The organism is Paenarthrobacter sp. TYUT067, assembly GCF_023656375.1.
Taxonomy (GTDB): domain Bacteria; phylum Actinomycetota; class Actinomycetes; order Actinomycetales; family Micrococcaceae; genus Arthrobacter.
Genome location: NZ_JAMOIT010000001.1, coordinates 156,703 through 182,437 on the forward strand (window position 1 = coordinate 156,703; position 25,735 = coordinate 182,437).

Consider the following 25,735-nt stretch of genomic DNA (forward strand, 5'->3'; position numbering starts at 1 on the left):
CCGAAGAGCGCTACGCCTCCGGTTCGGCCTCCACCGCGCCCCGTACGGCCGCGATGGACGCGGCCACATCACCAGCGTCCGTGGTCCAGTTGCTCACAGAGATCCGCAGGATCTCACGTCCTCGCCATGACGAACCGGACATCCACACCCCGCCCTCGGCCATGAGCCGCTGGGTGATGCGGTGCGTGCGATCGTCACTGCCGAAACTCACGGAGACCTGCGTGAACACGACGTCGTTAAGCACTTCCACTCCCGGGATCGCGGATAGTCCTTCAGCCAAAGCACGGGCATTTGCCGCAAGACGGTCCACCATGGAAATCACGCCGTCCCGGCCCAGCTGCCTCAGTGCCGCCCACACCGGAATGCCGCGGGCGCGGCGGGACATCTCCGGAACTTTCTCGAAAGGGTCCCCCGGTCCGGCATCAGTGGCTATCAGGTAACTGGTGTGAACACTGAAAGCACGCCTCAAGGCTTCCGGGCGGGCCACGATTGCCAGGCCACAGTCGTAGGGGACGTTCAGGGTTTTGTGTGCGTCCGTTGCCCACGAGTCGGCGTCCTCAACACCGGCCAGCCGGGTACGCAGCGTTGGGCTCACAACGGCCCACAAACCAAAGGCGCCGTCCACATGTACCCATGCACCGCGATCGTGGGCCACGGCTATGGCCTCCTCCATGGGATCAAACGCACCGGAGTGGAGGTTGCCGGCCTGCAGGCAAACCAAGGATGGCCCCGGCTGCTGATCCATGGCATCGGCCAAGGCATCGGGAAATATCCTGCCCTCGTCGTCGGCGTCTACCGGAACGCATGCGCCCAAGCCCAGGTACCGCAACGCGAGATCGACGGCGGCGTGCCGTTCCCGTCCTGCAAAGGTTGTGATGCGCGGCGCGCCGGTAAGTCCCAGAGCCTCCAGATCCCAGCCCGCCTCGTCCATTAAGTACTGGCGGCCAGCCGCCAGCCCCACGAAATTGGCGGTGGTGGCGCCAGTGGTGAATCCGACGTCGGCGGTGGCGGGCAGGTGCAGGAGGTCCAAAAGCCAGGCGGCGGCAGATTCTTCAATCGCGGCGGCGGCGGGGGTGGCGAACCGGAGCCCTGTGTTCTGGTCCCAGGCGGAGACGAGCCAATCGGCGGCCATGGCAGCAGGGAGGGTTCCGCCCATCACCCACCCAAAGAATCGACCGGACTGGATCGCCATGAGCCCGGGCTCAGCCAGTGCGGCGAGCTCATCAATGACTTCGGCGGCATCAGTGGCTCCGGCCGGAAGACGCGGCAGGATGCTCCCGGCCACCTGATCGGCATCCGAGGAAGGACGGACAGAACGGGTAGGGACAGACGCAAGCCAGTCACCGGCGTGGACCATGGCCCGCTCCAATGCAGCACCGTACGCCTCCGGCATCGCAGACATGCGCACAGCCTACGCCCGGTTCACTGCGCCGAACAGACCGGGCAGAAAACCTTAGAGCGTTAGCGTCAGGAGGTGCCCGCCGTCGTCGTCCTTTACTGCGGTGACCGTCACTGCGGTGTAGTCCGGGATCCGCCACATGCCCGGTTCCAATTCGCCGCCGGCCTTGCCCACCACAACGGTCCGCATCCCCGCTGCACGGGCCGCCGCAATACCGGCAGGCGCGTCTTCGAAAACCACGACGTCGGCCGGGTCGGCTCCCAGGAGCGCCGCCGCCTTAAGGTACCCCTCCGGGTGCGGCTTACCGCGGGTGACTGACTCGGCGGTGACCGCGGTGGACGGCATGGCGAGCCCGGCCGCCTCCATGCGGATCCCGGCAAGGATGCTGTCGGCGGAGGTGACAAGCGCGATCGCTTCATCGGGCAGCGCGGCCAGCACGGCTGCCGCGCCGGGGAGGGCGATCACGCCATCCGTCCGGGACCGTTCCATCTCGCCAAGCTCAGCGGTCAAAGCTTCAAAATCAGCACCGGCGGGCGCGTACCGGCGCACGGTGTCGCCGGCTTGGACGCCGTGGGAGGTGCGGAGGATCTCGTCGAAATCCAAGCCGTAGCGGTCGGCGAACTCGGACCACACCTGCTCCACGATCGCTGTTGAATCAACCAGTGTGCCGTCCATGTCGAAGAGGATGGCGCGGGCGGTCAACGTAGGCGTCTCAGCGGGGAGAGCGGGTTCGGCAGGATGGCTCATGGTTCCATCCTGCCGCACGCTGTCTGCTAACCGGCGAAGTGTGACTTAGCCGTTGGGCCTCTGAGGCAAGTACTGCACCGCCCACTGGTTGCCGTCAGGGTCCGCGAAGTAGACAAAGTGGCCCCAATCCTGGACGTCGACGTCGCTGACATCCACACCGTTGGCCTTGAGGTGATCATGAGCCTTATTGATGTCAGCCACTACCACTTGCAGATTGGGCGCCGAGCCTGGAGGGGCGTCGGTGAGGCCCTCACCGATAGCGATGGAGCACGCAGAACCCGGAGGCGTCAGCTGAACGAAGCGGATGCCATCAGTGGGACGCTCATCGAAGTCGGCATTGAAACCAACCTTGTTTACGTAGAAATCCTTCGCGCGGTCGACGTCGGAGACAGGGACAAATACCAGTTCAAGTTTCCAGTCCATGCGCCACAGGCTAACCAAGCCCGACGAAAACCGGTAGGGGGCTCCCTTAGCCCGCCACGCCGTAGAGGCGGTCGCCGGCGTCGCCCAGGCCGGGCACAATGTACGACTTCTCGTTGAGCTTCTCGTCAATGGAAGCCAGAACTACCTTCACGTTGGCGTCTGCGAGCTCTTCTTCCAGCTTTGCCAGTCCTTCCGGAGCAGCCAGCAGGCAGATGCAGGTGACGTCCGAGGCGCCGCGCTTGAAGAGGAACTTGATGGCCTCACGCAAGGTGCCGCCAGTGGCGAGCATGGGGTCCAGGACAAAGATCTGGCGGCCAGTGAGGTCCTCGGGGAGGCGCTCGGCGTACGTGATGATGTCCAGCGTTTCCTCGTCCCGGGCCATGCCCAGGAAGCCCACTTCAGCGGTGGGGACCAGCTTGGTCATGCCCTCAAGCATGCCGAGGCCTGCGCGCAGGATGGGGACCACCAGCGGCGTGGGCTTGGTGAAAGCCGTGCCAATGGTGGTGGTGACGGGGGTTTCAATCTCCACTGGCTGAGTCTTGACCTCGCGGGTGGCTTCATAGGCCAGGAGGGTGACGAGTTCTTCAGTGAGCTGCCGGAAGACCGGTGAAGGAGTGTTCTTATCCCGCAGAACGGTGAGCTTGTGAGCGACCAGCGGGTGGTCCACGACGAGTGTGCGCATCCCCCAAAACTATCATTGAGACATGAGCGCCACCGAGCCGTATCACGCAGATCACCTGGCCTGGATGGGCCTTGCCCTGGACGAGGCCCGGTTGGCGTTGCAAACTGACGACGTCCCCATTGGCGCCGTGGTGTTGGGGCCCGACGGCGGCGTGCTGGGTTCTGGCCGCAACGAACGGGAGGCTCATGGAGACCCGACCGCCCACGCTGAGGTGGTGGCCATCCGCGAAGCTGCCGCTGCGCTGCGTCAGCGCGCTTTGGCCTCGGGCGGCTCGGGTGACGGTTGGCGGCTTCAAGACTGCACCCTGGTGGTCACCCTTGAGCCCTGCGCAATGTGTGCCGGGGCCATTGTCCTGGCCCGGATTCCCCGCGTGGTGTTTGGGGCGTGGGATGAGAAGGCAGGCGCGGTGGGCTCCGTGTTCGATATCCTCCGCGAGCGCCGGCTCAACCACTGGGTGGAGGTGTACGCGGGTGTTCGCGAGGAGGAATGCGCGGGCCTGCTCAAGGACTTCTTCGCTTCACACCGGTTGCCCTAGCTCGTAGTGCGTTGGAGGGCTTCAGCGTTGGAGGGCCTCAAGGACGGTGGCTGCGCTGGTGTCCCAGCCTTGGAGGTGGTCCCGGGCTCGGAGTGCGCTGTTGCGCCAACGCTCTTGGAGTGCGGGGTTGGCGAGCCAGTTCCTGAGGGTGTTGGTGAGCAGGCCGGTTTCCTGCAGATCCAGCGCCGCGCCCGCCCCTGTGTCACCCAGGGCTTCCACTGCTCCCGTCCCCTGCCGCACAAGCACGGGGATGCCATGAGCCAACGACTCCGTGACCACCATGCCGAAGGATTCTGACAGGGAAAGAAGAACACTGAGGTCAGCCCTGCGCCACTGATCTTCAAGAGCCTCGCCGGTCAACTCTCCGGTGACGCTGATGCGGTCTTGGAGCACGTGATGCTCGACGGCGTCCCTCACCTCGGCTGCGTACCTAGGGTCAGCGTCGTTGGAGCCGATGAGGGCTGCTGTCCACGGTTCGTCACGTATCTGGCTCAGCGCCTCCACCAAGAGTGTCTGGCTCTTATTGGGCAGCAATGCTCCGACAGCGACGATATGCGGTGGCTGCGATCCCTTGGCGGGGTCTGCTTTGTCGGCCCCGGGCGTAGCGATGACGATGTCCTGTTGCCCATGCTTGGTTCGCAGTTCCGCTGCGGCATGGGCGCTGGGGCAGATGATTCCCGTGGCGGCAGCCAACGCCTTGGCCTCACGCTCGGGGTGGTCCGCCAACGCCATGTGGGACAGGATCCACACAGGGGTCCCTTTACCTACGGCACCAGCGATCGCTTCTGGTGCCCCACTCGCTACCAGCCCGTCGGCGATCACTGTTGTGCCGCCGTCGAGCATGTCAGCAAAACGTTGCCGGTCCGCGAGGCTGCCAACCGGCCAGTCGCCGTCGACTTTTACAGTCTCTATTTCCGCGCCCAAAGCGGACAGGTGCCCGGCGAGCTTGGCGTTGTATTTGTTGCCGCCGGAGCCGTGCCTGACGTTTCCCGGGACCAGGAAGCGGATACGCACTTACTTGACCGGGCTATTTGACCGGGAGCTCCAGCGAATAACCCGCCCAAGCGTCAGGGTTTTCGCGGAGGACCACGTCGATGCCGGTGAGGGCCGGACCGTCCACAGTGTCCTGGATCCGGGCGGCCATGGCATCGGCGATGTGCTTCGCGAGCGCTTCGGTGGTGGAAAGTTTGCCCTTGAAAGCGGGGTGCTCGTCCAGGTTCTTGTAGTTCAGGTCCTCCAGCACTTCCTCGAGGATGCCGCCGGCGGCACCGATGTCCAGGACGATTGCGTCGTCGTTAACGTTCGGCCGGCGGAAGGTGACCTCGGCGACGAACGTGGCGCCGTGCAGGCCCTGGGCCGGGCCGAAGGCTTCGCGGGGAAGGCTGTGGGCGATCATGAAGTGGCGTCGGACGGTCAAGCTGAACATCTATTTATCCTCCGGGTGGGGGTAGGCGACCACGTGGCAGAAACCGCCGGGCCGTTCGAACAGTTGTGTCAGTGTGGTGGGCAGGTTCCGGAACAGGCACTCACTGGTGAGGAAGGTGTCGAAGAGCGGATCCTTCAGCTCGATGGCCGCCTGTTCAAGGCGCTGGGCGTTCGTTCGCCGGTGCCTCCTGGGCAGGGCCACGGCGCCCACTTGGCTAGAGCGGATGTTGAGCCTGCGGGCGTGGAAATCCTCACCGAGCGGGAGGGTGACTTCCTTGTCCGCGAACCACGAGAGCTCGATGACATCGGAGTCGTCGCCAGCCAGCTGGAGGCCCAATTTGAGGCCCTCATTGGAGGCGGAGCAGTGGAAAACGATGTCGTTGTCGCTTTTTGCATTCTCTGGTTCGGCGAAGTCGACGTTGATGGTTTCTGCCAGCTTCCGCTTCTCCGGATCCGCATCCACCAACTGCAGGCGGCCCAGCGGATACTTCCGCAGGAGCGTCGCCAAGACGCCACCCACCAAACCACCACCGACGACGGCGACACGATCTCCCAGCCTAGGTCCGGCTTCCCACAGCGCATTAATGGCCACCTCAACGATGCCCGTGAGAACGGCGCGTTTCGCAGGGACTTCATCGGGGATGGCTGTCAGTTGGTCTGTAGGGATGACGTAGAGGTCCTGGTGTGGGTGCAGGGTGAAGACCGTTTTCCCCCGCCATTCCTCCGGTCCTTCTTCCACAATCCCGACGTTCAGGTAGCCGTACTTCACCGGGCCCGGGAAGTCGCCTTCCTGGTGCGGGGCCTGCATCAGGTCAGCTACCCGCTCCGGGACGCGGCCCTCATGAACTACCCTTTCGGTGCCGCGGCTGACGCCTGAGTAGAGGGTCCTGACCAGGGCTTCGTCGTCCTGCCTCGGCGGCAAGGCCTCCGGGCGTAACTCGCCATCGCCCGTCTCGGTGACCCAGTAGGCGTGGGCTTCGTGTTCTGGTGCGTGTTCCTGCGAAATCGTCATGGTGCTTATGAATCTATCGTTGGGGCGCTGCGGACGGAAGTTGGCCGTGTTTTCCTTAATCCTTCTTGTGGGTGCACGAGGCCTCGTTTTGGGGAACCGGCCTCAACTCCGGTACCCTATTTCAGTTGGTGACGTGTCCGAGCGGCCGAAGGTGCAACACTCGAAATGTTGTTTGGTGTAAAAGCCAACGTGGGTTCAAATCCCACCGTCACCGCCAATGAGAAAGGCCCTACTTCCCTTTGTTTATGAGGGAGGCGGGGCCTTTTGCTTTTGCCCATCAACGTTCAACGAGGGGCGGGATCTCGGCACGTCGAGGGCTTGAACGCCGCGAGATCTAACCCTTCGGCGAAGGCAGGCGTAGATTGATCCCGGATACCGCAAGACACCCCTCGGAACCCGTACGGATCGCGGAGGCAACAATGGCCCAGCGAGCAGGCAAAAGCACCGACTATGCGTTCGTCACTGAATGGCGAGTAGCGGGAACACGCGAGGAAGTAGTCAACGTCCTGGGCGACGCAAGCAGCCTCAAGCAATGGTGGCCCTCCGTCTACCTCACCGTGACACCCATAGCCCCAGGCGGCCCGGATGGAGTGGGGGCCACCTTCGACCTCCACACCAAAGGCTGGCTCCCCTACACGCTCAAGTGGCGGCTCACAGTTAGCGAACCGGTAACTCTGGACGGCTTCGCACTCAATGCAGAGGGGGATCTCAACGGCACCGGCCGCTGGACCTTCGAAACTGACGGACCCGAAGTGGTCATCACCTACGACTGGCGGGTCAGTGCATCCAAGCCCCTGCTTCGCCGTCTGAGCTGGCTCCTCAAACCGGCGTTCTCTGCCAATCATCACTGGGCCATGGCTCGTGGTGAGGAGAGCCTAAAACTTGAGCTCCGGCGTCGGCGTTCACCCGCAGGCTCAACAAACGTTCCGGAGCCACCGAAACCTACCTTCTCGCGGTGGGCGCAGCGCTAGGCGCGCGTTCCTTCCCGGTTACCTCCACCCTCACCCCAAGGGTGCCGCGGAGTTCCAAGAGTCCGGGCACGGCGAGCACCGGGAAACCGGAGGTAACTGGGGAGGAACGCAGCAACGTGTCCACATAGCCACCCATCCGGGGCCAGTCCGGCGTCGAACTCCCGATAGAATCAAGACGCCGATAATCAAAGCAGCCACAGATGAGGGAGGCCCCGTGCGCACATCGCAGTCCCGGGCACCCTTTCATGCGCTGCGGTCTGGCGCCATCTCCACTGTGGTTGTTCTTCTCGCCGCAGGGGCCCACATAGCGGGTGGCGGAGAGCTTCCCACAGCACCGGTCCTGCTGGCGCTCGTTGCGTTGACGGCTCTGGCTGCCACGCTGGCCACCCGTTTCAAGCTGAACCTTGTCACCATGGCGGGGCTCTTGGGCGCAGGACAGTTGGCACTTCACGAAGCTTTCACGGCGTTGAGCCCCATCACCGCCAACGTGCAAGGGACAAACCACCACCTCGGCACTGAACCGTTGAGCTCCGGGCTGGACGTCACTGCGACGCATACTCATGAACTCGGCACAGCCGTGGGCACCATGATGTTTGTGGGCCACGTGCTTGCCACCGTTGCTACTGCCGTCGTCCTGGCAAAGGGTGAAGCTGCCCTGTGGCAACTCGCCGCCTGGCTGCGGCCGCTGCTCGCCCTGCCCGCCTTGGTGTTCAGGCCCGACGCCGGTGCCTCGCCTGTCGCAGTCGGCGCACCCGAGGTCTTTATCCCCCGCCCTTGGCGGAACCTGAGGCAAGACAGCCGCCGCGGACCTCCCGCCGTCGTGGTACTTCCTTAGCTCCGCCCGGCACCTTCTGCGCTCAATAATCGCGCGCTGCAACAGCACAGCCTTTGCATGGTGACGGGTCCCAAACCCGTACCCCGCGCCGCACCTTCCGGCGCCCCCGAAAGGCACTTCCCATGAAATCCTCGATTCGCCGCACCCTCTCCGCAACCGCCGTCGCCGGTGGAACCGCTGCCCTGATGATGGCCGGCCTGGCCGGTGCATCCGCGCACGTTTCGGCTGATCCGAACAAGACCGCCGCCAATTCGTACGCACTGGTGACGTTCGGAATCCCCCATGGCTGCGACACGTCAGGCACCACCAAAGTGGCCATCTCACTTCCTGAGGAACTGACCGACGCCCAGCCCACCGTCAACCCCAACTGGACTGTGGAGAAGGTCACGGAGACCCTCGCCGAGCCCAAGAAGCTGGACGACGGCACCTCCATCACCAAGCGGACAAGCCAGATTGTGTACACGGCCAAGGCACCGTTGGATCCGCACCTGCGTGATGCCCTTGTCCTGTCCGTCAAACTGCCGGACGCAGCGGGCAAGACCATCTACTTCCCCACACTGCAGACCTGCGAGCAGGGCCAGACTGACTGGTCCGAGATCGCCAAGGAAGGCCAGGATCCTCACGATCTGAAGGCTCCGGCACCGTCGGTCACCATCACTCCGGCCGAGGCCGCCGGTGATCACCACGCTGCTGAAACCGTCTCCACCGAGCAGGCCGCCGCTGTATCTGACGACGGCTCGCAGGCGCGAAGCTGGGCCGGCCTGATCGCAGGCATCGCTGGCTTGGGCCTGGGCGGTGCTGCGTTCTTCCGTAGCCGCTCCGCCAAGCCGGCAGTAGCCAAAGCCGATACCAAGTAATTTGACGCTGGATTGGCGCCCGGAAGATCACGATCCGGGCGCCAATCCGCGCTCCCAGCCGTGGCTGAATTGACTCGGATCAAAGCCGGAGCAAGGCTGGTGCCCATGTGGACTCAGCGCATCAAAACCGGTCTTGTGACGACGACGGCAGCCGCTGCGCTGCTCCTTCTTGCTGCTTGCGGGCCAAGCCCCAGCCCATCGGCAACCAGCAGTGCCCCTCCATCTTCCTCGGCGCCAACTACCTCGACTCCGTCGGCCACTGCAACGTCAAGCCCGCCTTCGGCAACGGCCACGCCGTCACCCTCAGAGACAGCTACGTCCGCGGCACCAGCAGCAGCCGGGCTGTGCAAGGCGGGATCCCTCACCGCCGCAACGGACGCCACCGGTGGCGGCGCCGCCGGCAGCGTTTATGAGAAATTGATCCTGACCAACTCCGGAAGCACACCCTGCATTCTGGAGGGCTTCGCCGGCGTCTCCATGACTGCCGACGCCAACGGCGAACCGATCGGCGAGCCGGCAACCCGGGAAACCACCACGCCGGTCACCAAGATCGAACTGGCTCCGGGCAAGTCGGCGTGGGCGGAAATCCGGTACACGCAGGCCGGTAATTACGGCGACTGCACCAAGGTCGCCGCAGCGGGCTTCCGCATCTACCCGCCGAACGACACGGCGTCACTGTTCATCCCGGAGCCGCACGATGCGTGCAGCAACACCGGCATCAAGCTCCTGACCATCACCGCTTTCCAGGCAGTCTGACCGTCTCCCCACGGCTCTGGCTTATTCTGTCGGAGCCGTGGGGCATGATGGAGTGATGCAGGAGCCGCAGGCGTCGGATGGCGCCATCAGCCGTTTCAGCCAGGCAACCAGGGAATGGTTCCTCGGCGCTTTTTCCGAGCCCACACCCGCGCAGGATGGTGCGTGGAACGCGATCTCCTCAGGCTCCCATGCCCTGGTTGTGGCCCCAACGGGTTCCGGCAAGACCCTTGCCGCTTTCCTTTGGGCGCTCGATCGCCTGCATGCCACGCCCAGCGATACACTACTGGGCCTGGAGACCGTCCCAGCGAACGGCAAGGGCCGGGCCAAGCGCCCGAAAACCAAGACTCGCGTCCTCTACATCTCGCCATTGAAGGCGCTGGGCGTGGATGTGGAGCGCAACCTCCGCGCACCCCTGATCGGCATCACCCAAACCGCCAAACGCTTAGGGCTACCAGCACCCTTGGTGACGGTGGGCGTCCGTTCAGGAGATACGACGGCGGCGGATCGCCGCACGCTGTTGACCAACCCGCCGGACATCCTCATCACCACCCCGGAGTCCCTGTTTCTCATGCTGACGTCCCGTGCCCGGGAAACGCTCAGCGAAGTGGACACCATCATCATCGATGAGGTGCACGCCGTAGCCGGCACCAAGCGTGGCGCACACCTGGCAGTTTCCTTGGAACGGCTGGATGCCCTGCTTCCGAAGCCTGCCCAGCGAATCGGGCTGTCGGCAACCGTCCAGCCGCGCGAGCTGGTGGCACAGTTCCTGGCCGGCCAAGCCCCCGTGGAGATCGTCGCCCCACCGTCCAAGAAGAACTGGAACCTCACGGTCACCGTACCTGTGGAGGACATGTCCGATCTGCAGGGCGCTGCCGGAGCATTCGACTCCGGGCCGGCGTCGGGGTTGCAGCCGCAGGCGTCCATCTGGCCGCATGTGGAGGAACAGATCGTGGATCTGGTCCTGTCCAAACAATCCACCATCGTGTTCGCCAATTCCCGTCGGCTCTCTGAGCGCCTCACAGCCCGGCTCAATGAGATCTACGCCGAGCGCCAGTTGATGGCGGTGGGTGGCAGCGAGTGGGCCGCCCCCGAATCCGACCCGGGAATCCCGGCCTCCACAGCTACCCCGGCACACATGATGGCTCAGGCCGGAAGCACTACTGGCGCCGATCCTGTGCTTGCCCGCGCACACCACGGCTCCGTATCCAAGGACCAGCGGGCCATGATCGAGGACGACCTCAAGTCCGGCAGGCTCCGCTGCGTGGTGGCAACATCGTCGCTGGAACTCGGCATCGATATGGGCGCCGTGGACTTGGTGGTCCAAGTTGAATCTCCCCCATCGGTAGCCAGCGGTCTGCAACGCGTCGGGCGTGCTGGACACCAGGTTGGTGAGATCTCAGAGGGAGTCCTCTTCCCCAAACACCGGGCCGACCTCCTCCACACCAGCGTCACCGTTGAGCGAATGCTCGCCGGGCAGATTGAACGCCTGAGTATCCCGGCCAACCCCTTGGATATCCTGGCCCAGCAAACGGTGGCTGCCACCGCCCTGGGAAGCATCGACGTTGAGGACTGGTTCAGCACTGTCCGCCGATCAGCGCCTTTTGCGAGCCTGCCACGCTCGGCCTTCGAGGCCACCTTGGACCTCCTGGCCGGCAGGTACCCGTCGGACGAATTCGCGGAGCTAAGGCCCCGCATCATCTGGGACCGGCATGCCGGGACCATTGAGGGCAGGCCCGGAGCCCAGCGCCTGGCTGTCACATCGGGCGGAACCATCCCCGACCGCGGGCTGTTTGGTGTGTACATCATTGGGACGGAAGTCGAGGGCTCGGCCTCCCCCGCCACCACGGACGGCAGTGAACCCACCCCTTCAGCCCGTGCGGCCAAGGGCGGACGCCGCGTTGGTGAGCTCGACGAAGAGATGGTCTACGAATCACGGGTAGGAGATGTCTTCGCCCTCGGTGCCACCAGTTGGAAGATTGAGGACATCACCCACGATCGTGTGCTGGTCTCCCCTGCGTTCGGCCAACCCGGCAAGCTTCCCTTCTGGAAGGGCGATTCCCTGGGCAGGCCCGTAGATCTTGGCCGCGCGCTAGGTGCCTTCATCCGGGAACTCTCTGCCGCAGACGAAGCCCCGGCCATGGAACGCTGCCAGGCCAGCGGATTGGATGCCTACGCCGCAAGCAACCTGATCCAGTACCTCAGGGAGCAAAAGGAAGCCACAGAGATAGTCCCGAGCGACCGAACTTTGGTGGTGGAGCGCTTCCACGACGAACTCGGCGACTGGCGTGTAGTCCTCCACAGCCCCTTTGGCATGCCCGTTCATGCCCCGTGGGCACTGGCGGTGGGCCAACGGCTCCAACAGCGCTACGGTCTTGACGGATCGGCCATGGCAGCCGACGACGGCATCGTCCTGAGGGTGCCCATGATGGAGGACGAGCCGCCCGGTGCTGAGCTTTTTCTCTTCGACCCCGAAGAACTCGAACAAATCGTCACCGCCGAAGTGGGCGGCAGCGCACTGTTCGCCTCACGGTTCCGTGAGTGTGCGGCCCGCGCATTGCTCCTGCCCCGCCAAAACCCGGCCAAGCGTCAGCCTCTGTGGCAGCAACGCCAGCGCTCAGCCCAGTTGCTGGATGTCGCCAAGAAGTACCCTTCCTTCCCCATAGTGCTCGAAGCCGTCCGCGAATGTTTGCAGGACGTTTACGATCTACCCGCCCTCAAAGACATTGCGGCGTCCGTGGAGCGCAGGGAGCTCAGGATTGTAGAGACCACTACCCAGCAACCCTCCCCCTTCGCGAAGTCCCTGCTGTTTGGGTACGTGGCGCAGTTCCTCTACGAGGGCGACTCCCCCCTGGCCGAACGCCGAGCGGCCGCCCTGGCCCTGGACTCCACGCTCCTCAACGAACTCCTGGGTCGCGTGGAACTGCGCGAACTCCTGGACGCCGCAGTCATCGACAAGACCGAGATGGAATTGCAGCGCCTTGCACCGGACCGGCGTGTTCGTGGCATGGAGGGCGTGGCGGATCTCCTGCGGCTGCTGGGCCCGCTCACCGTTGAGGAAGTCGCAGAGCGACTGGAGGGTACCCAACCACCAGAATCGACCCCGCAGCCTGAAACACGAGCGCTGTCCGTGGATGACCCACAGCCTGAGGACGCACAGCTCGAGGACGCACAGCTCGCAGCGGAGGCTTCCGTGATCACGCCATCCGGCAGTATCGTCGACGCCCGGTCCCACCTCACGGCACTGCAGAAAGCCAACCGCGCACTCAAGGTAACCATCGGCGGCGTCGAGCGTTTTGCTGCCATTGAGGACTCGGCGCGGCTCCGTGACGCAATCGGCGTTCCGCTGCCCATGGGTGTGCCGCTCGCCTTCATTGAGCCTGTCCACGATCCTTTGGGCGATCTCGTTTCCCGGTACGCGCGCACCCATGGTCCCTTCACTGCCTCAGAAGCTGCGGCCAGGCTTGGGCTTGGCGTCGCGGTGGTCAATACGGCCTTGAAACGGCTCGCTGACGACGGTCGAGTGGTGGAAGGCGAGTTCCGGCCCCACGCGGTCGCGGAGCAGCCTGCAGAACGAGCCGACTCAGAACTCATGACCGTGGACGCCCCTCCGTCCAGTGAATGGTGCGATGCCGAGGTCCTGCGGAAGCTCCGGCGTCGTTCACTCGCTGCGCTCCGGGCCGAGGTGGAGCCCGTGGACACGGCCGCCTATGGTCGTTTCCTGCCGGCCTGGCAGAACGTGACCGCGCCAGGCAAGTCCCGAAGCCAGGCCTTGCGGGGGCTGGACGGCATCATCACGGCAGTGGACCAACTCTCCGGTGTGCCCATCCCGGCATCCGCGTGGGAACCCCTGGTCCTGGCGAGCAGGGTGGCGGACTACAAACCGGCCATGCTGGACGAACTCATGGCAGCCGGCGAACTCCTCTGGTCCGGGGCAGGATCCCTCCCGGGGAACGACGGCTGGATCAGCCTCCATGTGGCCGACTCCGCAGAGCTGACGCTCAACCCCGATCCTGAATTCGAACCCGGCGACGCCCAGCAGCGGCTCTTGGAACACTTCAGCGCAGGTGGTGGCTACTTCTTCCGGCAGCTCACAGACGTGGCCGGTGGCATGGATGCGGTGTTGAGCGATGACGCCGTGGTCTCTGCCCTCTGGGACCTCGTCTGGGCCGGCCGCGTGACAGGCGATACCTTCGCTCCGGTGCGGGCCATGATCGCCGGCGGGAAAACTGCGCACCGGCAAGTGGCCAAGGCGCCCAGGGCCCGGGCGCCACGCATGAGCAGGCTGGGCCGTTCCCATGGGACAGGATTGCTGGGTTCTCCGGGGCTAACAGGTGGGCGTTACGGCTCCGTATCAGGCGGAATTGCGCCTGCCCCGCCCTCGGCTGTGGGCCGCTGGTCAGCGCTTCCTGCCCCCGAACTGGACCCCACCATCCACGCGCGCGGAACCGCTGAGCTTCTGCTGGACCGATACGGCGTAGTCACCCGGGGTTCGGTCATGGCAGAGAACATCATTGGCGGATTCGGGCTCATGTATAAAGTCCTGGCCCGCCTCGAAGAAGCCGGGCGTTGCCGCCGCGGTTACTTCATCGAACATTTGGGCGCCGCCCAGTTCGCCGTTCCTGCCACGGTGGACCGCCTCAGGTCCTTCACCGAGGACGCGCGCATCTCCAAAGCCGAGCCATCTGCCCTTGCCCTCGCCGCGACCGATCCCGCCAACCCCTACGGCGCTGCCCTTCCGTGGCCTGCGCTTTCCGTCGACGCCGGTTCCGGTCACCGTCCCGGGCGCAAGGCCGGAGCGCTGGTAGTGATGGTGGACGGCGCGTTGGTCCTTTACGTCGAACGCGGCGGTAAGACTCTGCTCACCTTCAGCCATGACGAGGACGTGCTGGCCGTCGCCGCCGAGGCCCTGGTGGGTGTGGTGCGCCGCGGTGCCGTGGACAAACTCTTCATGGAGAAGGTCAACGGCCACGACCTCCTGGAAACTCCGATCGCCGTTGCTCTCGCCGCCGCGGGGGCCTACTCCACTCCGAAGGGACTCCGGATCCGTGCCTGAAGGCGATTCCATTTGGCGGGCTGCCTCACGCCTGAACGAAGCGTTGGCGGGGAAGACCATCAAGGCCTCAGACTTCCGCGTGCCCCGATTCGCCACCCTGAACCTGGCCGGATGGACCATGACCGAGGTTGTCCCCAGGGGCAAACACCTCCTCATGCGCCTGACCGGACCTGTTGACGAGGAACCCGGCGCCAGCAGGAAACCCCGGGCCCTTACCATCCATTCCCACCTCAAAATGGAGGGCAACTGGATGATCTATCCGCCCGGTGGCCGTTGGACGAAGCCCGGCCACACTGCACGGTGTGTGCTCCGCACGGACACCGCAGATGCGGTCGGGTTCTCACTGGGCATCCTGGAAGTGGTGCCCACAGCGGAGGAAGAGAAGATCGTCGGGCACCTCGGGCCGGATCTGCTCGGTCCCGACTGGGACGAGGAAGAAGCATTGCGCAGACTTCGTGCCGAACCGGACGTCACCGTGGGATTTGCGCTGCTGGACCAGCGGAAACTTGCAGGCATCGGCAATATCTACCGGTGCGAATCGTGCTACTTGTCCGGCATTCATCCTGCCCTGCCGGTGGGAGAAGTTCCTGACCTTCCCAAGACCGTCAGGGACGCCAAACGCCTTCTCGGCGAAAATCTGGGCCCCGGGCGGCGGACCACCCTTGGTCCGCGCGCCCTCCGTCCCGGGTATTGGGTATACGGCAGGGAACGCCAACCCTGCAGGCGCTGCGGCACCACAATACGTCGCGGCCTCCTGGCAGGACCGGACGGTACAGAGGAACGGGACATCTACTTCTGCCCGCACTGCCAGCCGGCGCCGTAGACGGCCCGGCTGCCCAACAACCCGGCACGCAACCAACCGCGCGCCCAACAACCCGGCACGCAACCAACCGCGCGCCCAACAACCCGGTACGCACCACCGGCCGGACCCGGCCACACATCAGCCAGCCAGGTCCGGCCCTCAACCGCCGCGACGGCTGCGCACAGTTGCCAGCCCGGCCCGCTACTCCAGGAAGCTCCCCAGCCGCCCCAGCAATAGCCGCCGGACCCCGCAAAGTTGCGCGCCGCCGTCGGACGCTTTTATTACACCATTCGCCACCACTTTTGGTTCGTGGTACCTGCGCAATCCCACAGCTGCAGCGTCGCACCGTTGGCTGAATTCCAGTCAACTACGTCAACGCATTTGTTGGCCTGAGGATTCACCAAATCCCCGGAAGAATTCAGGACGAATTGTTGCGCTGCACCGCCGTTGCAGCCGGTGAGCTGGATTCTGGCACCGTTTGCCGTTGATCCCCAGGCAACATCCATGCATTTGCCCAGCGAGCGGATGGTTCCGTTGGCGGCAAAGGTCCATTGCTCCGAAGCAGAGGTATCGCAATCCCGGAGTTCCAGCGGGGCACCATCGGCTGCTTGGCGGCCGGCTACATCAAGGCACTTTTCGGAGTAGCCCTGGATTCGGGTGCTGGACGCAGAAAGTGCAGGAATTGAAGCGAGGTCATACACACGGACGTAATCGACCAACATGGACTGTGGGAACACCGTGCCCGAGTCCGGCGCTCCCGGCCAATCGCCGCCCACGGCAAGGTTGAGGAGCACAAAGAAGTCGTGGTCGAATACCCACGGTCCGGCAGTTGAGGCCTTGGTCTTGTGTGAGTAGGCCGTTCCGTCGATGTACCACGTGATGGACTCGGGGCCCCAGTCCACAGTAAACGTGTGGAACCCATCGCCCAGGGCCTTGGCGCCGGGCAATGTGTAGCTGGCGTTGGTGGCGTTTGGCCCTGAGTAACCGGGCCGGTGGATACTTCCCCATACCGTTCCGGGTTCCTTGCCAACGTTTTCCATGACGTCCAGCTCACCGCTGGCAGGCCAGCCGTCGGTGAATACGTTCTCTCCGAGCATCCAGAAGGCAGGCCACATTCCTTGCCCCTTGGGCAGTTTGAGCCGGGCTTCGAACCGGCCGTGTGTCCGGCTGAACTTGCCAGCGGTTGTCAGCCGGGCGGACGTGTACTGGCACGTCCCGTAGTGGCACTGATATCCGGCGGGGTTTTCCTTAAGGGCGGTGATGGCCATGTTTCCCTGACCATCGGCTGCAGCGTTGCTTGTGTTGTTGGTGTAGTACTGCAGTTCGCCGTTGCCCCATCCGGACCCTCCGGTGTCGTGCGTCCATTTTCCTGCGTCGGGTGCCGTGCCGGCGGGTCCGTTGAATTCGTCGCTCCAGACCAGTGTCCCGGGGGCGGGCATACCAGCCGATGCAAGTGCAGAAGGCTCCGGGGCTATGAGGGTAGCTGCGATGGTCAGGCCAGCGACGAGCATCGTCAGGGGCATGAGTCTTCGCTTCATGAAGCCACTTTGTAGGGCCATCACCGTGCCGCGCAAGCTTTTTCGATGCGACACGCAAAACGTCACAGCCAGGAAATAATCAACGCGAGTTTACTTATCAGTGCCGTAACGGGGATGAAATGTGGGCGGGAGAAAGTGGAATCAGGAACCAACTGGCTTGAGATGAATTCCCTCAAGCGGGTTGGCAAAAGGACATTCCGTTCGCAACCGAATTCCTTCCCTTGAGCATCGACGATGCAGCTCCAGGCGCGTCAGCCGTGTCTTCCCAATTTCGCTCTGAGGAGCGTGTGGACATACTGGCGCGCCTTGGCCTTTTCCCCAGCAGTTACCGGAGGCTAAAGATGGGCATTTACAGACAAATACTGGTAAGGATCCTTGCAGTTCTGGTGGTTTCCTTTGGAGTGATCTACATCAGTTGGCGCTGGTCGAGCACTGTGGCCTGGGATGCTTGGTGGATCTCGCTGCCTCTCGTGGTCGCGGAGACTTACAGCCTCGGCGAATCGGCACTTTACGCCGTGACTATGTGGAACGCACGACGACGTCCACCTCCCCCACCTGCCCTGCCGGGCAGATCGGTGGACGTATTCATTGCCACGTACAACGAGCCACTGGACCTGGTGCTCACCACGGCCATCGCGGCCAGGGACATGACGTATCCGCACGAAACGTGGATCCTGGACGACGGCGATCGAGCTGAGTTTGCCGCCGCAGCCAGGCAGATCGGCGTCGGGTACATCACCCGCGGCCCGGAGTGGGACGGACGGCAGCGCTTCGCAAAGGCAGGGAACGTCAACAACGCCCTGTCCGTGACAACAGGCGAGTTCGTGGCCATCTTTGACGCAGACCAAGTCCCCGAGCCCCGCTTCCTGGACCGTGTTCTGGGCTATTTCGACGCTGAGGAAGTGGCCTTCGTCCAGACCCCACAGCACTTTTGGAATGTTCCGGAAGGGGACCCCCTGGGTAGCCAGGCGGAACTTTTCTATGGCCCCATTCAGCAGGGCAAGGACGGTTGGGACGCGGCGTTCTTCTGCGGTTCGAACGCTGTCCTTCGCCGGGAAGCCCTCATGGCCTTAGGCTTGACCCGTTACACAAGGACAGCCACTGAGCAGACGTGGCGTGCCTTGCGCAGGGGCCGGTCCAGGCTGCAGGATCTTCATGGCGAACTGGGCAGGCGTCATCCTGCCGCCATGCCGGTCGCAGAACAGGCGCTGGAGGCAGTGGCACGCGCGGAGCACCAGGTGCGCAGGGGCGATGTCCTCGCCGAGATCACTTTCGAGCTCCGGGTTGCCTTCCATACGGCTGCGTTGGCGGTCCCCGATGCCATGGACGATGTGGTGCCGGAACTGGACGCGGTCCTTGAATCAGTGGATGTGGCGCACACGGACCAGGCATTGGCCATCCACCCCATGGACACCACCACCATTACCGAGGACATGGCAACGGCCATGCACCTTCACGCGATGGGGTGGGGCAGCGTCTACCACCACGAGGTCCTGGTCCATGGGCTTGCCCCTGAGGACGTGTCCACCATGCTTTCGCAGCGGCATCGATGGGCGGCAGGCACCATGCAGGTGTTCTTCAGTGATAATCCGGTGTTTTTGAGGGGCCTTACCGTGGCCCAACGGCTCATGTATCTGGCCACCATGACGAGTTACCTCAATGGCTTCGCCGCCCTGAGCTACATCGCGGCGCCTGTGGTGTTCCTGATGGCTGGGACCTACCCGCTGACTGCCAGCCCGGTGGTGTTCTTCTGCCTCTTCCTCCCCTTTTTCGTGACCTGCCAGCTGCTTTTCCAAGTGGCGGGCAACGGGTCGAAGGGACTGTGGCGGGGCCAGCAATGGTCCTTTGCGCTGTTTCCCACGTGGATAGCGGCCACGTGTTCCGGTGCGGCGGCGGTCTTCCTTGGCAAGCACCTCACGTTTTCGGTGACGGCCAAGAGCAGGCAGGCTGCAGGACGCGGTTTTCAGCACGTCAGGCTGCAGATGGCAGCCATGGCATTGCTCGTTGTGTCCTCACTCATCGGCATTGCCCGAGTGTCCTTCGGGGAAGCGCCGCTGTATCCCACCCTCATCACGCTTGCCTGGGTTGCTTTGGACCTGGCGCTGTTGAGCGTGGTGATCGGCGCGGCAAGGTACCGGGGACCCAGCGAACAGTTGGAGGAACCCGTGTCCACCCCGAAGGAGCTCGCCAGCGTCCTTGGGACTACCTCCGAACATAAAAACTGACAGCAATCACACGCCGTTCCATCCCCCAGCAAGGAGCGACTCCCATGTCCATGATTTCCCCTGCCCCAATGACCATCTCCTCTGCCCGGCAGCCAGTAGATCTGATAAGTCTGGATCTGACCGTTACCGGCGATTTGGACGCCACTGCCGTTCTCGACGTTCGCCAAGCGTCCGCCAAGGCCGCCGCGGACGGCCCCATTCTGGTCCTTCTCGATATCGCCGCGGTGACTTCGGTGGGAGCATCCGGCGTCGTAGGGCTCCTTGAGGTACTGCACCTGCTGCGCTCACGCGGCGGCGATCTGCGCCTCTTCGGGGACTCCAGCGCCCTGACGGAAACCCGCCTCCAGGCCCATCTGGGTCACGTGGCCCGCATCTACGCAAACCGCCAGGAAGCGGTCGACGGCGGCGCGGCCCTTATGCGGCCGCGCGGGCTTACGCCGCGGTTCAGTTGGCGCACCCTCTTCGGGCGCCGGCGCCGTTCCCTTGGATGGGGCTGACCATGGCGCAGGCTCCTCCAGCTTTCACCGGGCATCCGAACCGAAATCGACGGCGGGCCAGCCTGCTCATCCCCTTGGTGGTGACTGCCCTGGCTGCCACGGGTTTGGGTTTCGCGTCCAAGGAGGTGGTGCCTGTGGTCCAGGCTCTGTCCCTTTGCCGGGCCGGCGACGCATCCACGCTGATCCCCCAAGATGGCGTGCTCCTTGGCGTCAACCTGGATTGGGACTCCGAGACCCTGGCCGAACACCGCGCAAACCTTGGCCACGATCCCGCGGTGGTGGTGCAGTTCTCGGATATCCCCTACGACGACGAAACGTGGTCGCACACCACCAACGCCGTCACCCAGGTCCGGGAATCCGGCGGTGCGTTGCTCCTCACCCTCGAGCCGCACGGCGGATTAGAGACGATGAGCGACGAGGTGATCGCCAAACTGGCCACCGACTTACGTGCCATCAACGATCAGGGGACCACCGTCGTCGTGCGTTTTGCGCATGAGATGAACGGCTCCTGGTACTCGTGGGGCCAGCAGCCCATCCGCTACGTGGAGGTTTTCCGCAAAGTGGCGGCGGCGGTGCACTCGCAGGCTCCGGGCACGTCCATGATGTGGGCGCCGAACTATGGTGGCGGCTATCCGTTCACGGGTGGCCAGTTCGCGGCGCGACCAGGCACCCCGGACTTCGCTGCCCTGGACACGAACCATGACGGCGTTCTCACCATGGCCGACGACACCTACTCGCCCTACTATCCAGGGGACGACGCCGTGGATTGGGTTGGAGTTTCGCTATACCACTGGGGCAACCAGCGTCCCTGGGGGAACAACGACATCTCCGAGCCAGGCAAGTTCCTGGCCATGCTGACCGGCACTTACAGCGGCACCGCCGGCGACGACAGCTCCGTCCCGGATTTCTACCAGGTGTACGGGGTGGACCACGGCAAGCCGGTGGGCGTTCCGGAGACGGCCGCCATCTTCACACCAGCGCGTGGCGGTGCATCCGAGTTGGACGTCAAACAGGCGTGGTGGCGTCAGGTCTTCTCCGCCGAAACCCACCAGAAATACCCCCAGCTGAAGATGATCAACTGGTTCGAGTGGAAGAAGTACGAGATCGAAATTAACGACGACGTCGACTGGCGCAGTGCGGGATCGCCCGCCATCCGCGATGCGCTGGCCCAGGACCTGCCGGACTGGTTGCGGTACGGCGAGGACCTGGAGGCGTGCCGTTAGTGACTGAGCGACAAGCCCTACGCAGCAGGCGCGGCCTCCACGGCTTCCGTGGGGGCCGTTGCCTTGGGACGTTCCGGCACCATGAACTTCGGCAGCAGAACCTGCACGATCGGGCCGATTGCCAGGGCGTACACCACGGTGCCCACGCCCACGGATCCGCCCAGGAGGAAGCCCACAGCAAGGACAACTACTTCGATGCCCGTGCGGACCAGACGCACGGACCAACCCGTGCGGCGGACCAGTCCGGTCATCAGGCCATCACGGGCGCCGGGCCCAAGACGGGCACCGATGTAGCAGGCGGAGGCGATGCCGTTGAGGATCACAGCACCTGCGAGCATGGCGATCTGTCCGCCAAGGTGCGTGAACTCCGGGATGAGCCAGAGCCCCAGATCAGCGAAGAGTCCCACCAGGACGGCGTTGGCGATGGTTCCGATCCCTGGCATCTGCCGGAGCGGGATCCACAGGAGAAGGACCAGAAAGCTGACCGCGATGACCACAACACCAATACTGAAGCCGGTCTTTTCGGACACGCCTTGGTGGAAGACGTCCCAAGGGTCCAAGCCAAGGCCGGCCCGGATGAACATGGCCAAGGAGATGCCGTACATCGCGAGGCCGATCAGGAGTTGGGTGATTCTTCGGGTCATCATGGGTTCCATCCTCCGATAAAACTGGCCTTATTCCATAGCCAGTTTGGAATACTGGTCTTATGTCCGGCTCCCTGAATCCCACCGCACTCGTCCGTCTCCTCGGCTCCTGGAACTCCGGCGCCCTGCCCGCCTACCGCGAGCTGGCCGACGTCGTACGTTTGCTGGTGATGGACGGGCGCATACCGTTGGACGTCGCCCTGCCCAGCGAGCGGGCGCTCGCCCAAACACTCGGCCTCAGCCGCACCACGGTCACCGCCGCGTATGCGAGCCTGCGCGAACAGGGATTCCTTACGGCGGGTCAGGGCAGTCGCGGGCGGACGTGCATTCCCCACCGCACCGCGCCAGTGAGCGCCCCCGGACTCGCAGTCCCGGAAGGACTGTTGGACCTGGCGTATGCGTCGCTTCCGGCCGCCGGGGAGGTAGTCCACCGCGCCTTCGCCGACGCTCTGACCGAGCTGCCCGCCCTTCTGCCGGGGTTCGGGTACGAGGCCGTGGGAATTCCGGCCCTCCGGGAAGCCATCGCAGAAAAGTACACCTCAGAGGGGGTGCCAACAACCCCCGGCCAGATCCTTGTTACGTCCGGCGCGCAGCATGCACTCAACATCGTCCTTCGCACCCTGGCCGGAAAGCAGGACCGCGTCCTGGTGGAACACCCCACGTATCCCAACGCTTTGGATGCGATCCGCGCCGCCGGCTGTAAGCCCCTTCCCGTGGCACTACCGCTAATACAGTCGAGTACGTCACCGGCCTGGGATATCGATGCCATGGTGGCCATGATGAACCAGCAACGCCCCGCAATGGCCTATCTGGTGCCGGACTTCCATAACCCCACCGGGCGCATCATGTCGGACCTGCAACGGCGGCGCCTCGCGCGGGCCGCCGCCGCTTCCGGAACCGTGTTGGTGGTGGATGAAACGCTGCGGGGGTTGAATCTCGACGGCGTCCGCAGCGCGCCGATGTCCTCTTTCAGTCCCGCGGTGGTTTCGATCGGATCGCTCAGCAAGTCGCATTGGGCGGGGCTGAGGACCGGGTGGATCCGGGCAGACGAGTCACTGATTGCCCGTTTCATCTCCACCAGGACCGTGATGGATCTGGGCGGCCCGGTAGTGGAACAACTGGCGGCTGCCCGCTTGGTCCGGGCTTTCAGCGAACCGCTTGATGCCCGGCTCGAGGAACTAAGGAATCAGCGCGAATCGCTGCTGGGGTTGCTTGCCGAGCACTTGCCATCGTGGGAGGTGGAGCGACCCCGGGGTGGGCTCACAGTCTGGTGCCGCCTTCCCACGCCATGCAGCACCGCGTTGACTGTGCTGGCTCCCGACTTCGGCGTTCGCTTGGCGGCCGGCCCCCGCTTTGGGGTGGGTGGCGCCTTTGAGCACTTCCTGCGCGTTCCGTACACCTTGCCTGCCGCACAGTTGGAGTTCGCCGTCGGTGCGCTCCGCGCCGCCCAGGACAAGCTGGACGCCTCGCCGCATCTCCGCCGAACCCTCAAGACAGAGCGGCCAGCCGCCGTCGCAGTCGCCTAGGCTGCAGGGCCTGCGGAACGAGCGGCCGCGCCCATGCGCTGTTTTGCCGTGTTGCTGCCGGGTCCAACGGGAACATGCGTGGTGGCTTTGGCCAGCCCGTACATCGGCATGCCGTTGTACACCACTTCAATGCCCGACGCCGGCACCTGATACGTCTCGTGCCACACGCCGATGTCCCCGCTCCCGGCGATCTCCTTCATGAACTTCCGCCACGGCCCCAGATGTGGCGAGTCCTTGTCAGCGGCAAAGCGCCTCAGATGCTCCGGGCTTTCCCAATAGCTGAGCATCACCGTGGTCCGCCCAAACCACTGCTCGCTCCCCAGGAGCCCCGCCTCAGGATGAGCGGCGAGGTGTTGCATCATGGCGGGCATGGCCGACGTTACCTGAGCGATGCGACCCATCTTCCACCACCTGTTGGCCCGCATTCCGATGAGGAAGACGGTTACTGTATCGCGCCCGATATCCGCGGTGAAGCGGCCGGGGAAGATGTCCTGTGCCATGAGAATCCTTCAGTTGGGGGGAACCGATGAGTTCGCGGAACCCTTGTTTTGGAACGCCGGTTTCGTAACGCCGGTTTCGTAACGCTGTTATAAAACAATGTTATGGAACACTTGGAGGTATGGCAAGACCCGTAATTCATGATCAACACGTACAGGATCGGCTCCTGGCGGTTACGGCTGAACTGGTAGACCGCGAGGGACCGGCCCGCGTCACCCTCCGCGATGTTGCCGCTGCCGCCGAAACGTCCACCACGGCGATCTACTCGCTCTTCGGCGGGAAAGCGCAACTGTTGACGGCCGCCGTCGACGACGGCTTCCGGTCCTTTGGCGATTCCCAACGCGAGGCCGCCAAGCACGGGCTGCTGGGATTGGGCCGCGCATACCGCGCCTGGGCGCTGGACCACCCGGCCCTCTACCGCTTGATGTTCGGCGGGACGCTGGCCGCCTACGTAGATTGCAGCCCGACGCCGGAAGTCACCTCCGAGTCGATGCTCCCCTTGGTGGAGGCGGTAGTCGCCGCACAGTCGGCGGGCGCACTCCGCTCAGACGAACCCACGCTCGTGGCCATGGCCATCTGGGGGCAGGTTCACGGACTCGTCAGCTTGGAGCTGGCCCAGATGAACGATCCCGCCACCGACTGGGCCTCCATTTATGAGGCCGCCCTGGATTCTGTAGCTCGGGCCTGGGCGGCCTCACCGGACTCTTAGGCGTACACCTTCTCCAGGAATGCTCCCCAGGTCTTGGCCGTGAGTTCCGAATCGCCGGAGCCGCTGAACTCGTGCACCGTCATGCCTACCGGAGCGCCGAAAGCGTTCCTGCCGAAGAAGCGGTACATGGTGTCGGCAGTCCTGAGGCCCAGGAAGTTCTCGTTGGAAAAGTCCACTTCCCCGCTCAGCCGGCCTACGCCGTCGACGTCCACATCCACTGCAGTACCGGCGGCCGCGCCGTCTACGCCAAGGGCCCTCTTCAGCTGCACGAAACCATCCGGCGTCTGCGAAGACGGCGGCGCCTGAATGTCCGTGAAGACCGCCGGCTTGCCGTCGAAATACCGCAGGTACTGACCCAGGGTGTGCAGGTAGAACTCGGTGTGCTTGCTGGCGCCGTCATACTGCTCGTCCCAGTTGTCGGCGAAGATCCCGCTGTGAACGTAGTGCAGCTTGGCGCGTCCGCCTTCCAGCGGTTCAAGGACGTGTTCCAGCTGGTTGAACCATCCGTCAGGACCGTCCATCCTGGACACCAAGTGGGTGGGGTATTCCTCGGTGGTCTTGACGTCGGGCCACTGATCCGTGGGGAACATCCAAGCCGGCGTGTCCTTAGTGACCGCCTGCCATACCCGCTCGGGAGTGCCCGGCAGTTCGACGTCCGCTTCGATTTCGAATTTCCGGTTGTCAGTCATTGCTTTGATCCTTTTCTGCTGATTGCTCCGGGGAGGCTTGGGTTGTTTTAAGTGCCGGGTGAAGCACGACGACGAGGCGGTGCTTGCGTGCACCACCCGCCTCTGCGGCAGCACCGCCGTCGTGATACTTATCCACGAGGCGAGTCACCGCCACGCCGAGTTCCTCGGCGAACGCTGCACGTTCGGTGGCGGAGCGGAAAGTGATCTCGCCATCGATCGCGAAGCTGGCCAGCTTCTTCTTGGCCAGTGCAGCACCGGCTATGAGCTTGCCCATCTCCTGCACGGTGCGGGAGGCCAGTGCCAGCAGCCAGAAGGCCGAAAACCGGTCAGAGAAGCGCCGGGGGTCCGGTGCCACAGAAGCGAGGGCGACGGGCGAGATCAGGTAGGACGCAGCCGTGGCACGCAGCACCCTCTCGGTGACGTTGCCTTTGCGCCGCTCCTCCACCAGCTCCACCAAGCCATGGCGTTCCAGGGCTTTGAGGTGGTAATTCACCTTCTGCCGGGGCAGCCCCACCTTCGCGGCCAGTTGCGTGGCGGACGCAGGTTCCACGAGTTCCCGCAGAATACGGGTGCGGATGGGGTCCAGCGAGGCTTCCGCCGCGGCCGGGTCCTCGATCACTTCGATGTCCAACATGCTTCAAGTATGCTTACCGACAACTTTTATTGTCAAGAACTTTTTTATCGTCGGA

Annotated in this window: 24 protein-coding genes and 1 tRNA gene; 13 read left to right on the forward strand and 12 right to left on the reverse strand. The window is 64.1% G+C overall.

The features are described 5' to 3' along the window. Positions 1-10: 10 nt before the first annotated feature. Genes MOD31_RS00670 through upp form a run of 4 tightly spaced genes read right to left on the reverse strand, consistent with a single transcriptional unit; the run spans position 11 to position 3,251 of the window. On the reverse strand, positions 11-1,402 hold the full coding sequence (locus MOD31_RS00670; protein WP_250819599.1) for an aminotransferase class V-fold PLP-dependent enzyme: 1,392 nt from the start codon (positions 1,400-1,402) through the stop codon (positions 11-13). A 51-nt stretch (positions 1,403-1,453) separates the two neighbouring features. After that, a complete protein-coding gene (locus MOD31_RS00675; RefSeq protein ID WP_250819600.1) occupies positions 1,454-2,146 on the reverse strand; it encodes an HAD-IA family hydrolase in 693 nt (230 codons plus the stop codon). A gap of 45 nt (positions 2,147-2,191) precedes the next feature. Then, positions 2,192-2,569, reverse strand: coding sequence for a glyoxalase superfamily protein (locus tag MOD31_RS00680; RefSeq protein WP_142936624.1), 378 nt, complete (start codon positions 2,567-2,569; stop codon positions 2,192-2,194). Between the two features lie 46 nt (positions 2,570-2,615). Next, positions 2,616-3,251, reverse strand: a complete 636-nt coding sequence (gene upp, locus MOD31_RS00685; protein ID WP_142936625.1) for a uracil phosphoribosyltransferase — start codon at positions 3,249-3,251, stop codon at positions 2,616-2,618. A 22-nt stretch (positions 3,252-3,273) separates the two neighbouring features. Between upp and MOD31_RS00690 the strand changes: the two genes are divergently transcribed. Further along, entirely contained in the window at positions 3,274-3,786 is a 513-nt protein-coding gene (locus MOD31_RS00690; RefSeq protein WP_250819601.1) for a nucleoside deaminase, read from the forward strand. A 21-nt stretch (positions 3,787-3,807) separates the two neighbouring features. On the opposite strand, the gene MOD31_RS00695 is transcribed toward MOD31_RS00690, so the two are convergent. The 3 genes from MOD31_RS00695 to MOD31_RS00705 form a co-directional block, all read right to left on the reverse strand. Then, complete coding sequence (locus MOD31_RS00695) at positions 3,808-4,629, reverse strand: glycosyltransferase (protein ID WP_284705180.1); 822 nt, start codon at positions 4,627-4,629, stop codon at positions 3,808-3,810. A 184-nt stretch (positions 4,630-4,813) separates the two neighbouring features. Then, complete coding sequence (locus tag MOD31_RS00700; RefSeq protein ID WP_142936627.1) at positions 4,814-5,212, reverse strand: 6-carboxytetrahydropterin synthase; 399 nt, start codon at positions 5,210-5,212, stop codon at positions 4,814-4,816. Beyond that, positions 5,213-6,223 carry a zinc-binding alcohol dehydrogenase gene (locus MOD31_RS00705; protein ID WP_250819603.1) on the reverse strand — a complete coding sequence of 337 codons (1,011 nt, stop codon included), beginning with the start codon at positions 6,221-6,223 and terminating at the stop codon, positions 5,213-5,215. Between the two features lie 127 nt (positions 6,224-6,350). On the opposite strand from MOD31_RS00705, the gene MOD31_RS00710 reads away from it, so the two are divergent. The 7 genes from MOD31_RS00710 (at position 6,351) to MOD31_RS00740 (ending at position 15,518) form a co-directional block, all read left to right on the forward strand. Further along, positions 6,351-6,440: transfer RNA gene (locus MOD31_RS00710), tRNA-Ser, on the forward strand. Between the two features lie 202 nt (positions 6,441-6,642). Next, positions 6,643-7,194 carry an SRPBCC family protein gene (locus MOD31_RS00715; protein ID WP_250819604.1) on the forward strand — a complete coding sequence of 184 codons (552 nt, stop codon included), beginning with the start codon at positions 6,643-6,645 and terminating at the stop codon, positions 7,192-7,194. Between the two features lie 214 nt (positions 7,195-7,408). Then, on the forward strand, positions 7,409-8,029 hold the full coding sequence (locus MOD31_RS00720; RefSeq protein ID WP_142936651.1) for a hypothetical protein: 621 nt from the start codon (positions 7,409-7,411) through the stop codon (positions 8,027-8,029). 122 nt (positions 8,030-8,151) lie between these two features. Further along, the gene (locus MOD31_RS00725; RefSeq protein WP_250819605.1) at positions 8,152-8,886 is read left to right on the forward strand and encodes a YcnI family protein; all 735 of its coding nucleotides are present in this window, start codon (positions 8,152-8,154) and stop codon (positions 8,884-8,886) included. 105 nt (positions 8,887-8,991) lie between these two features. Continuing rightward, a complete protein-coding gene (locus MOD31_RS00730; RefSeq protein WP_250819686.1) occupies positions 8,992-9,642 on the forward strand; it encodes a DUF4232 domain-containing protein in 651 nt (216 codons plus the stop codon). A gap of 55 nt (positions 9,643-9,697) precedes the next feature. Next, positions 9,698-14,695 carry a DEAD/DEAH box helicase gene (locus MOD31_RS00735; RefSeq protein ID WP_250819606.1) on the forward strand — a complete coding sequence of 1,666 codons (4,998 nt, stop codon included), beginning with the start codon at positions 9,698-9,700 and terminating at the stop codon, positions 14,693-14,695. Then, the gene (locus tag MOD31_RS00740; protein ID WP_142936654.1) at positions 14,688-15,518 is read left to right on the forward strand and encodes a DNA-formamidopyrimidine glycosylase family protein; all 831 of its coding nucleotides are present in this window, start codon (positions 14,688-14,690) and stop codon (positions 15,516-15,518) included. The genes MOD31_RS00735 and MOD31_RS00740 overlap by 8 nt, the downstream gene beginning before the upstream one ends. A 260-nt stretch (positions 15,519-15,778) precedes the next feature. Here the strand turns inward: MOD31_RS00740 and MOD31_RS00745 are convergent, their stop codons facing one another. Continuing rightward, a complete protein-coding gene (locus MOD31_RS00745) occupies positions 15,779-17,035 on the reverse strand; it encodes a ricin-type beta-trefoil lectin domain protein (RefSeq protein ID WP_250819607.1) in 1,257 nt (418 codons plus the stop codon). Between the two features lie 341 nt (positions 17,036-17,376). Here MOD31_RS00745 and MOD31_RS00750 point away from each other — a divergent pair, with 341 nt between their 5' ends. Genes MOD31_RS00750 through MOD31_RS00760 form a run of 3 tightly spaced genes read left to right on the forward strand, consistent with a single transcriptional unit; the run spans position 17,377 to position 20,980 of the window. Further along, complete coding sequence (locus tag MOD31_RS00750) at positions 17,377-19,260, forward strand: glycosyltransferase (RefSeq protein ID WP_250819687.1); 1,884 nt, start codon at positions 17,377-17,379, stop codon at positions 19,258-19,260. A 44-nt stretch (positions 19,261-19,304) separates the two neighbouring features. Next, entirely contained in the window at positions 19,305-19,757 is a 453-nt protein-coding gene (locus tag MOD31_RS00755; RefSeq protein ID WP_250819608.1) for an STAS domain-containing protein, read from the forward strand. Next, positions 19,748-20,980, forward strand: a complete 1,233-nt coding sequence (locus tag MOD31_RS00760; RefSeq protein WP_374206952.1) for a glycoside hydrolase family 26 protein — start codon at positions 19,748-19,750, stop codon at positions 20,978-20,980. Before MOD31_RS00755 ends, MOD31_RS00760 begins: the two co-directional genes overlap by 10 nt. A 17-nt stretch (positions 20,981-20,997) precedes the next feature. On the opposite strand, the gene MOD31_RS00765 is transcribed toward MOD31_RS00760, so the two are convergent. Next, a complete protein-coding gene (locus tag MOD31_RS00765) occupies positions 20,998-21,627 on the reverse strand; it encodes a YitT family protein (RefSeq protein ID WP_250819609.1) in 630 nt (209 codons plus the stop codon). A 59-nt stretch (positions 21,628-21,686) separates the two neighbouring features. Between MOD31_RS00765 and MOD31_RS00770 the strand changes: the two genes are divergently transcribed. Next, entirely contained in the window at positions 21,687-23,150 is a 1,464-nt protein-coding gene (locus tag MOD31_RS00770; RefSeq protein ID WP_250819610.1) for a PLP-dependent aminotransferase family protein, read from the forward strand. On the opposite strand, the gene MOD31_RS00775 is transcribed toward MOD31_RS00770, so the two are convergent. Further along, the gene (locus tag MOD31_RS00775; RefSeq protein ID WP_250819611.1) at positions 23,147-23,650 is read right to left on the reverse strand and encodes a DUF4188 domain-containing protein; all 504 of its coding nucleotides are present in this window, start codon (positions 23,648-23,650) and stop codon (positions 23,147-23,149) included. The two genes, MOD31_RS00770 and MOD31_RS00775, sit on opposite strands and share 4 nt — an antisense overlap. Before the next feature lie 119 nt (positions 23,651-23,769). Between MOD31_RS00775 and MOD31_RS00780 the strand changes: the two genes are divergently transcribed. Further along, complete coding sequence (locus MOD31_RS00780) at positions 23,770-24,357, forward strand: TetR-like C-terminal domain-containing protein (RefSeq protein ID WP_238703247.1); 588 nt, start codon at positions 23,770-23,772, stop codon at positions 24,355-24,357. On the opposite strand, the gene MOD31_RS00785 is transcribed toward MOD31_RS00780, so the two are convergent. Further along, on the reverse strand, positions 24,354-25,046 hold the full coding sequence (locus MOD31_RS00785; RefSeq protein WP_250819612.1) for an SRPBCC domain-containing protein: 693 nt from the start codon (positions 25,044-25,046) through the stop codon (positions 24,354-24,356). The genes MOD31_RS00780 and MOD31_RS00785 overlap by 4 nt on opposite strands. Further along, positions 25,039-25,680, reverse strand: coding sequence for a helix-turn-helix domain-containing protein (locus MOD31_RS00790; protein ID WP_142936666.1), 642 nt, complete (start codon positions 25,678-25,680; stop codon positions 25,039-25,041). The genes MOD31_RS00785 and MOD31_RS00790 overlap by 8 nt, the downstream gene beginning before the upstream one ends. Between the last annotated feature and the right edge of the window lie 55 nt (positions 25,681-25,735).

Bases quoted from the DNA above. Each gene is read 5' to 3' on its own strand.
- MOD31_RS00670 (WP_250819599.1), bottom strand. From the start codon at position 1,402: ATGTCTGCGATGCCGGAGGCGTACGGTGCTGCATTGGAGCGGGCCATG.
- MOD31_RS00675 (WP_250819600.1), bottom strand. From the start codon at position 2,146: ATGAGCCATCCTGCCGAACCCGCTCTCCCCGCTGAGACGCCTACGTTG.
- MOD31_RS00680 (WP_142936624.1), bottom strand. From the start codon at position 2,569: ATGGACTGGAAACTTGAACTGGTATTTGTCCCTGTCTCCGACGTCGAC.
- upp (WP_142936625.1), bottom strand. From the start codon at position 3,251: ATGCGCACACTCGTCGTGGACCACCCGCTGGTCGCTCACAAGCTCACC.
- MOD31_RS00690 (WP_250819601.1), top strand. From the start codon at position 3,274: ATGAGCGCCACCGAGCCGTATCACGCAGATCACCTGGCCTGGATGGGC.
- MOD31_RS00695 (WP_284705180.1), bottom strand. From the start codon at position 4,629: ATGCTCGACGGCGGCACAACAGTGATCGCCGACGGGCTGGTAGCGAGT.
- MOD31_RS00700 (WP_142936627.1), bottom strand. From the start codon at position 5,212: ATGTTCAGCTTGACCGTCCGACGCCACTTCATGATCGCCCACAGCCTT.
- MOD31_RS00705 (WP_250819603.1), bottom strand. From the start codon at position 6,223: ATGACGATTTCGCAGGAACACGCACCAGAACACGAAGCCCACGCCTAC.
- MOD31_RS00715 (WP_250819604.1), top strand. From the start codon at position 6,643: ATGGCCCAGCGAGCAGGCAAAAGCACCGACTATGCGTTCGTCACTGAA.
- MOD31_RS00725 (WP_250819605.1), top strand. From the start codon at position 8,152: ATGAAATCCTCGATTCGCCGCACCCTCTCCGCAACCGCCGTCGCCGGT.
- MOD31_RS00730 (WP_250819686.1), top strand. From the start codon at position 8,992: ATGTGGACTCAGCGCATCAAAACCGGTCTTGTGACGACGACGGCAGCC.
- MOD31_RS00735 (WP_250819606.1), top strand. From the start codon at position 9,698: ATGCAGGAGCCGCAGGCGTCGGATGGCGCCATCAGCCGTTTCAGCCAG.
- MOD31_RS00745 (WP_250819607.1), bottom strand. From the start codon at position 17,035: ATGAAGCGAAGACTCATGCCCCTGACGATGCTCGTCGCTGGCCTGACC.
- MOD31_RS00750 (WP_250819687.1), top strand. From the start codon at position 17,377: ATGGGCATTTACAGACAAATACTGGTAAGGATCCTTGCAGTTCTGGTG.
- MOD31_RS00755 (WP_250819608.1), top strand. From the start codon at position 19,305: ATGTCCATGATTTCCCCTGCCCCAATGACCATCTCCTCTGCCCGGCAG.
- MOD31_RS00760 (WP_374206952.1), top strand. From the start codon at position 19,748: ATGGGGCTGACCATGGCGCAGGCTCCTCCAGCTTTCACCGGGCATCCG.
- MOD31_RS00765 (WP_250819609.1), bottom strand. From the start codon at position 21,627: ATGATGACCCGAAGAATCACCCAACTCCTGATCGGCCTCGCGATGTAC.
- MOD31_RS00770 (WP_250819610.1), top strand. From the start codon at position 21,687: ATGTCCGGCTCCCTGAATCCCACCGCACTCGTCCGTCTCCTCGGCTCC.
- MOD31_RS00775 (WP_250819611.1), bottom strand. From the start codon at position 23,650: ATGGCACAGGACATCTTCCCCGGCCGCTTCACCGCGGATATCGGGCGC.
- MOD31_RS00780 (WP_238703247.1), top strand. From the start codon at position 23,770: ATGGCAAGACCCGTAATTCATGATCAACACGTACAGGATCGGCTCCTG.
- MOD31_RS00785 (WP_250819612.1), bottom strand. From the start codon at position 25,046: ATGACTGACAACCGGAAATTCGAAATCGAAGCGGACGTCGAACTGCCG.
- MOD31_RS00790 (WP_142936666.1), bottom strand. From the start codon at position 25,680: ATGTTGGACATCGAAGTGATCGAGGACCCGGCCGCGGCGGAAGCCTCG.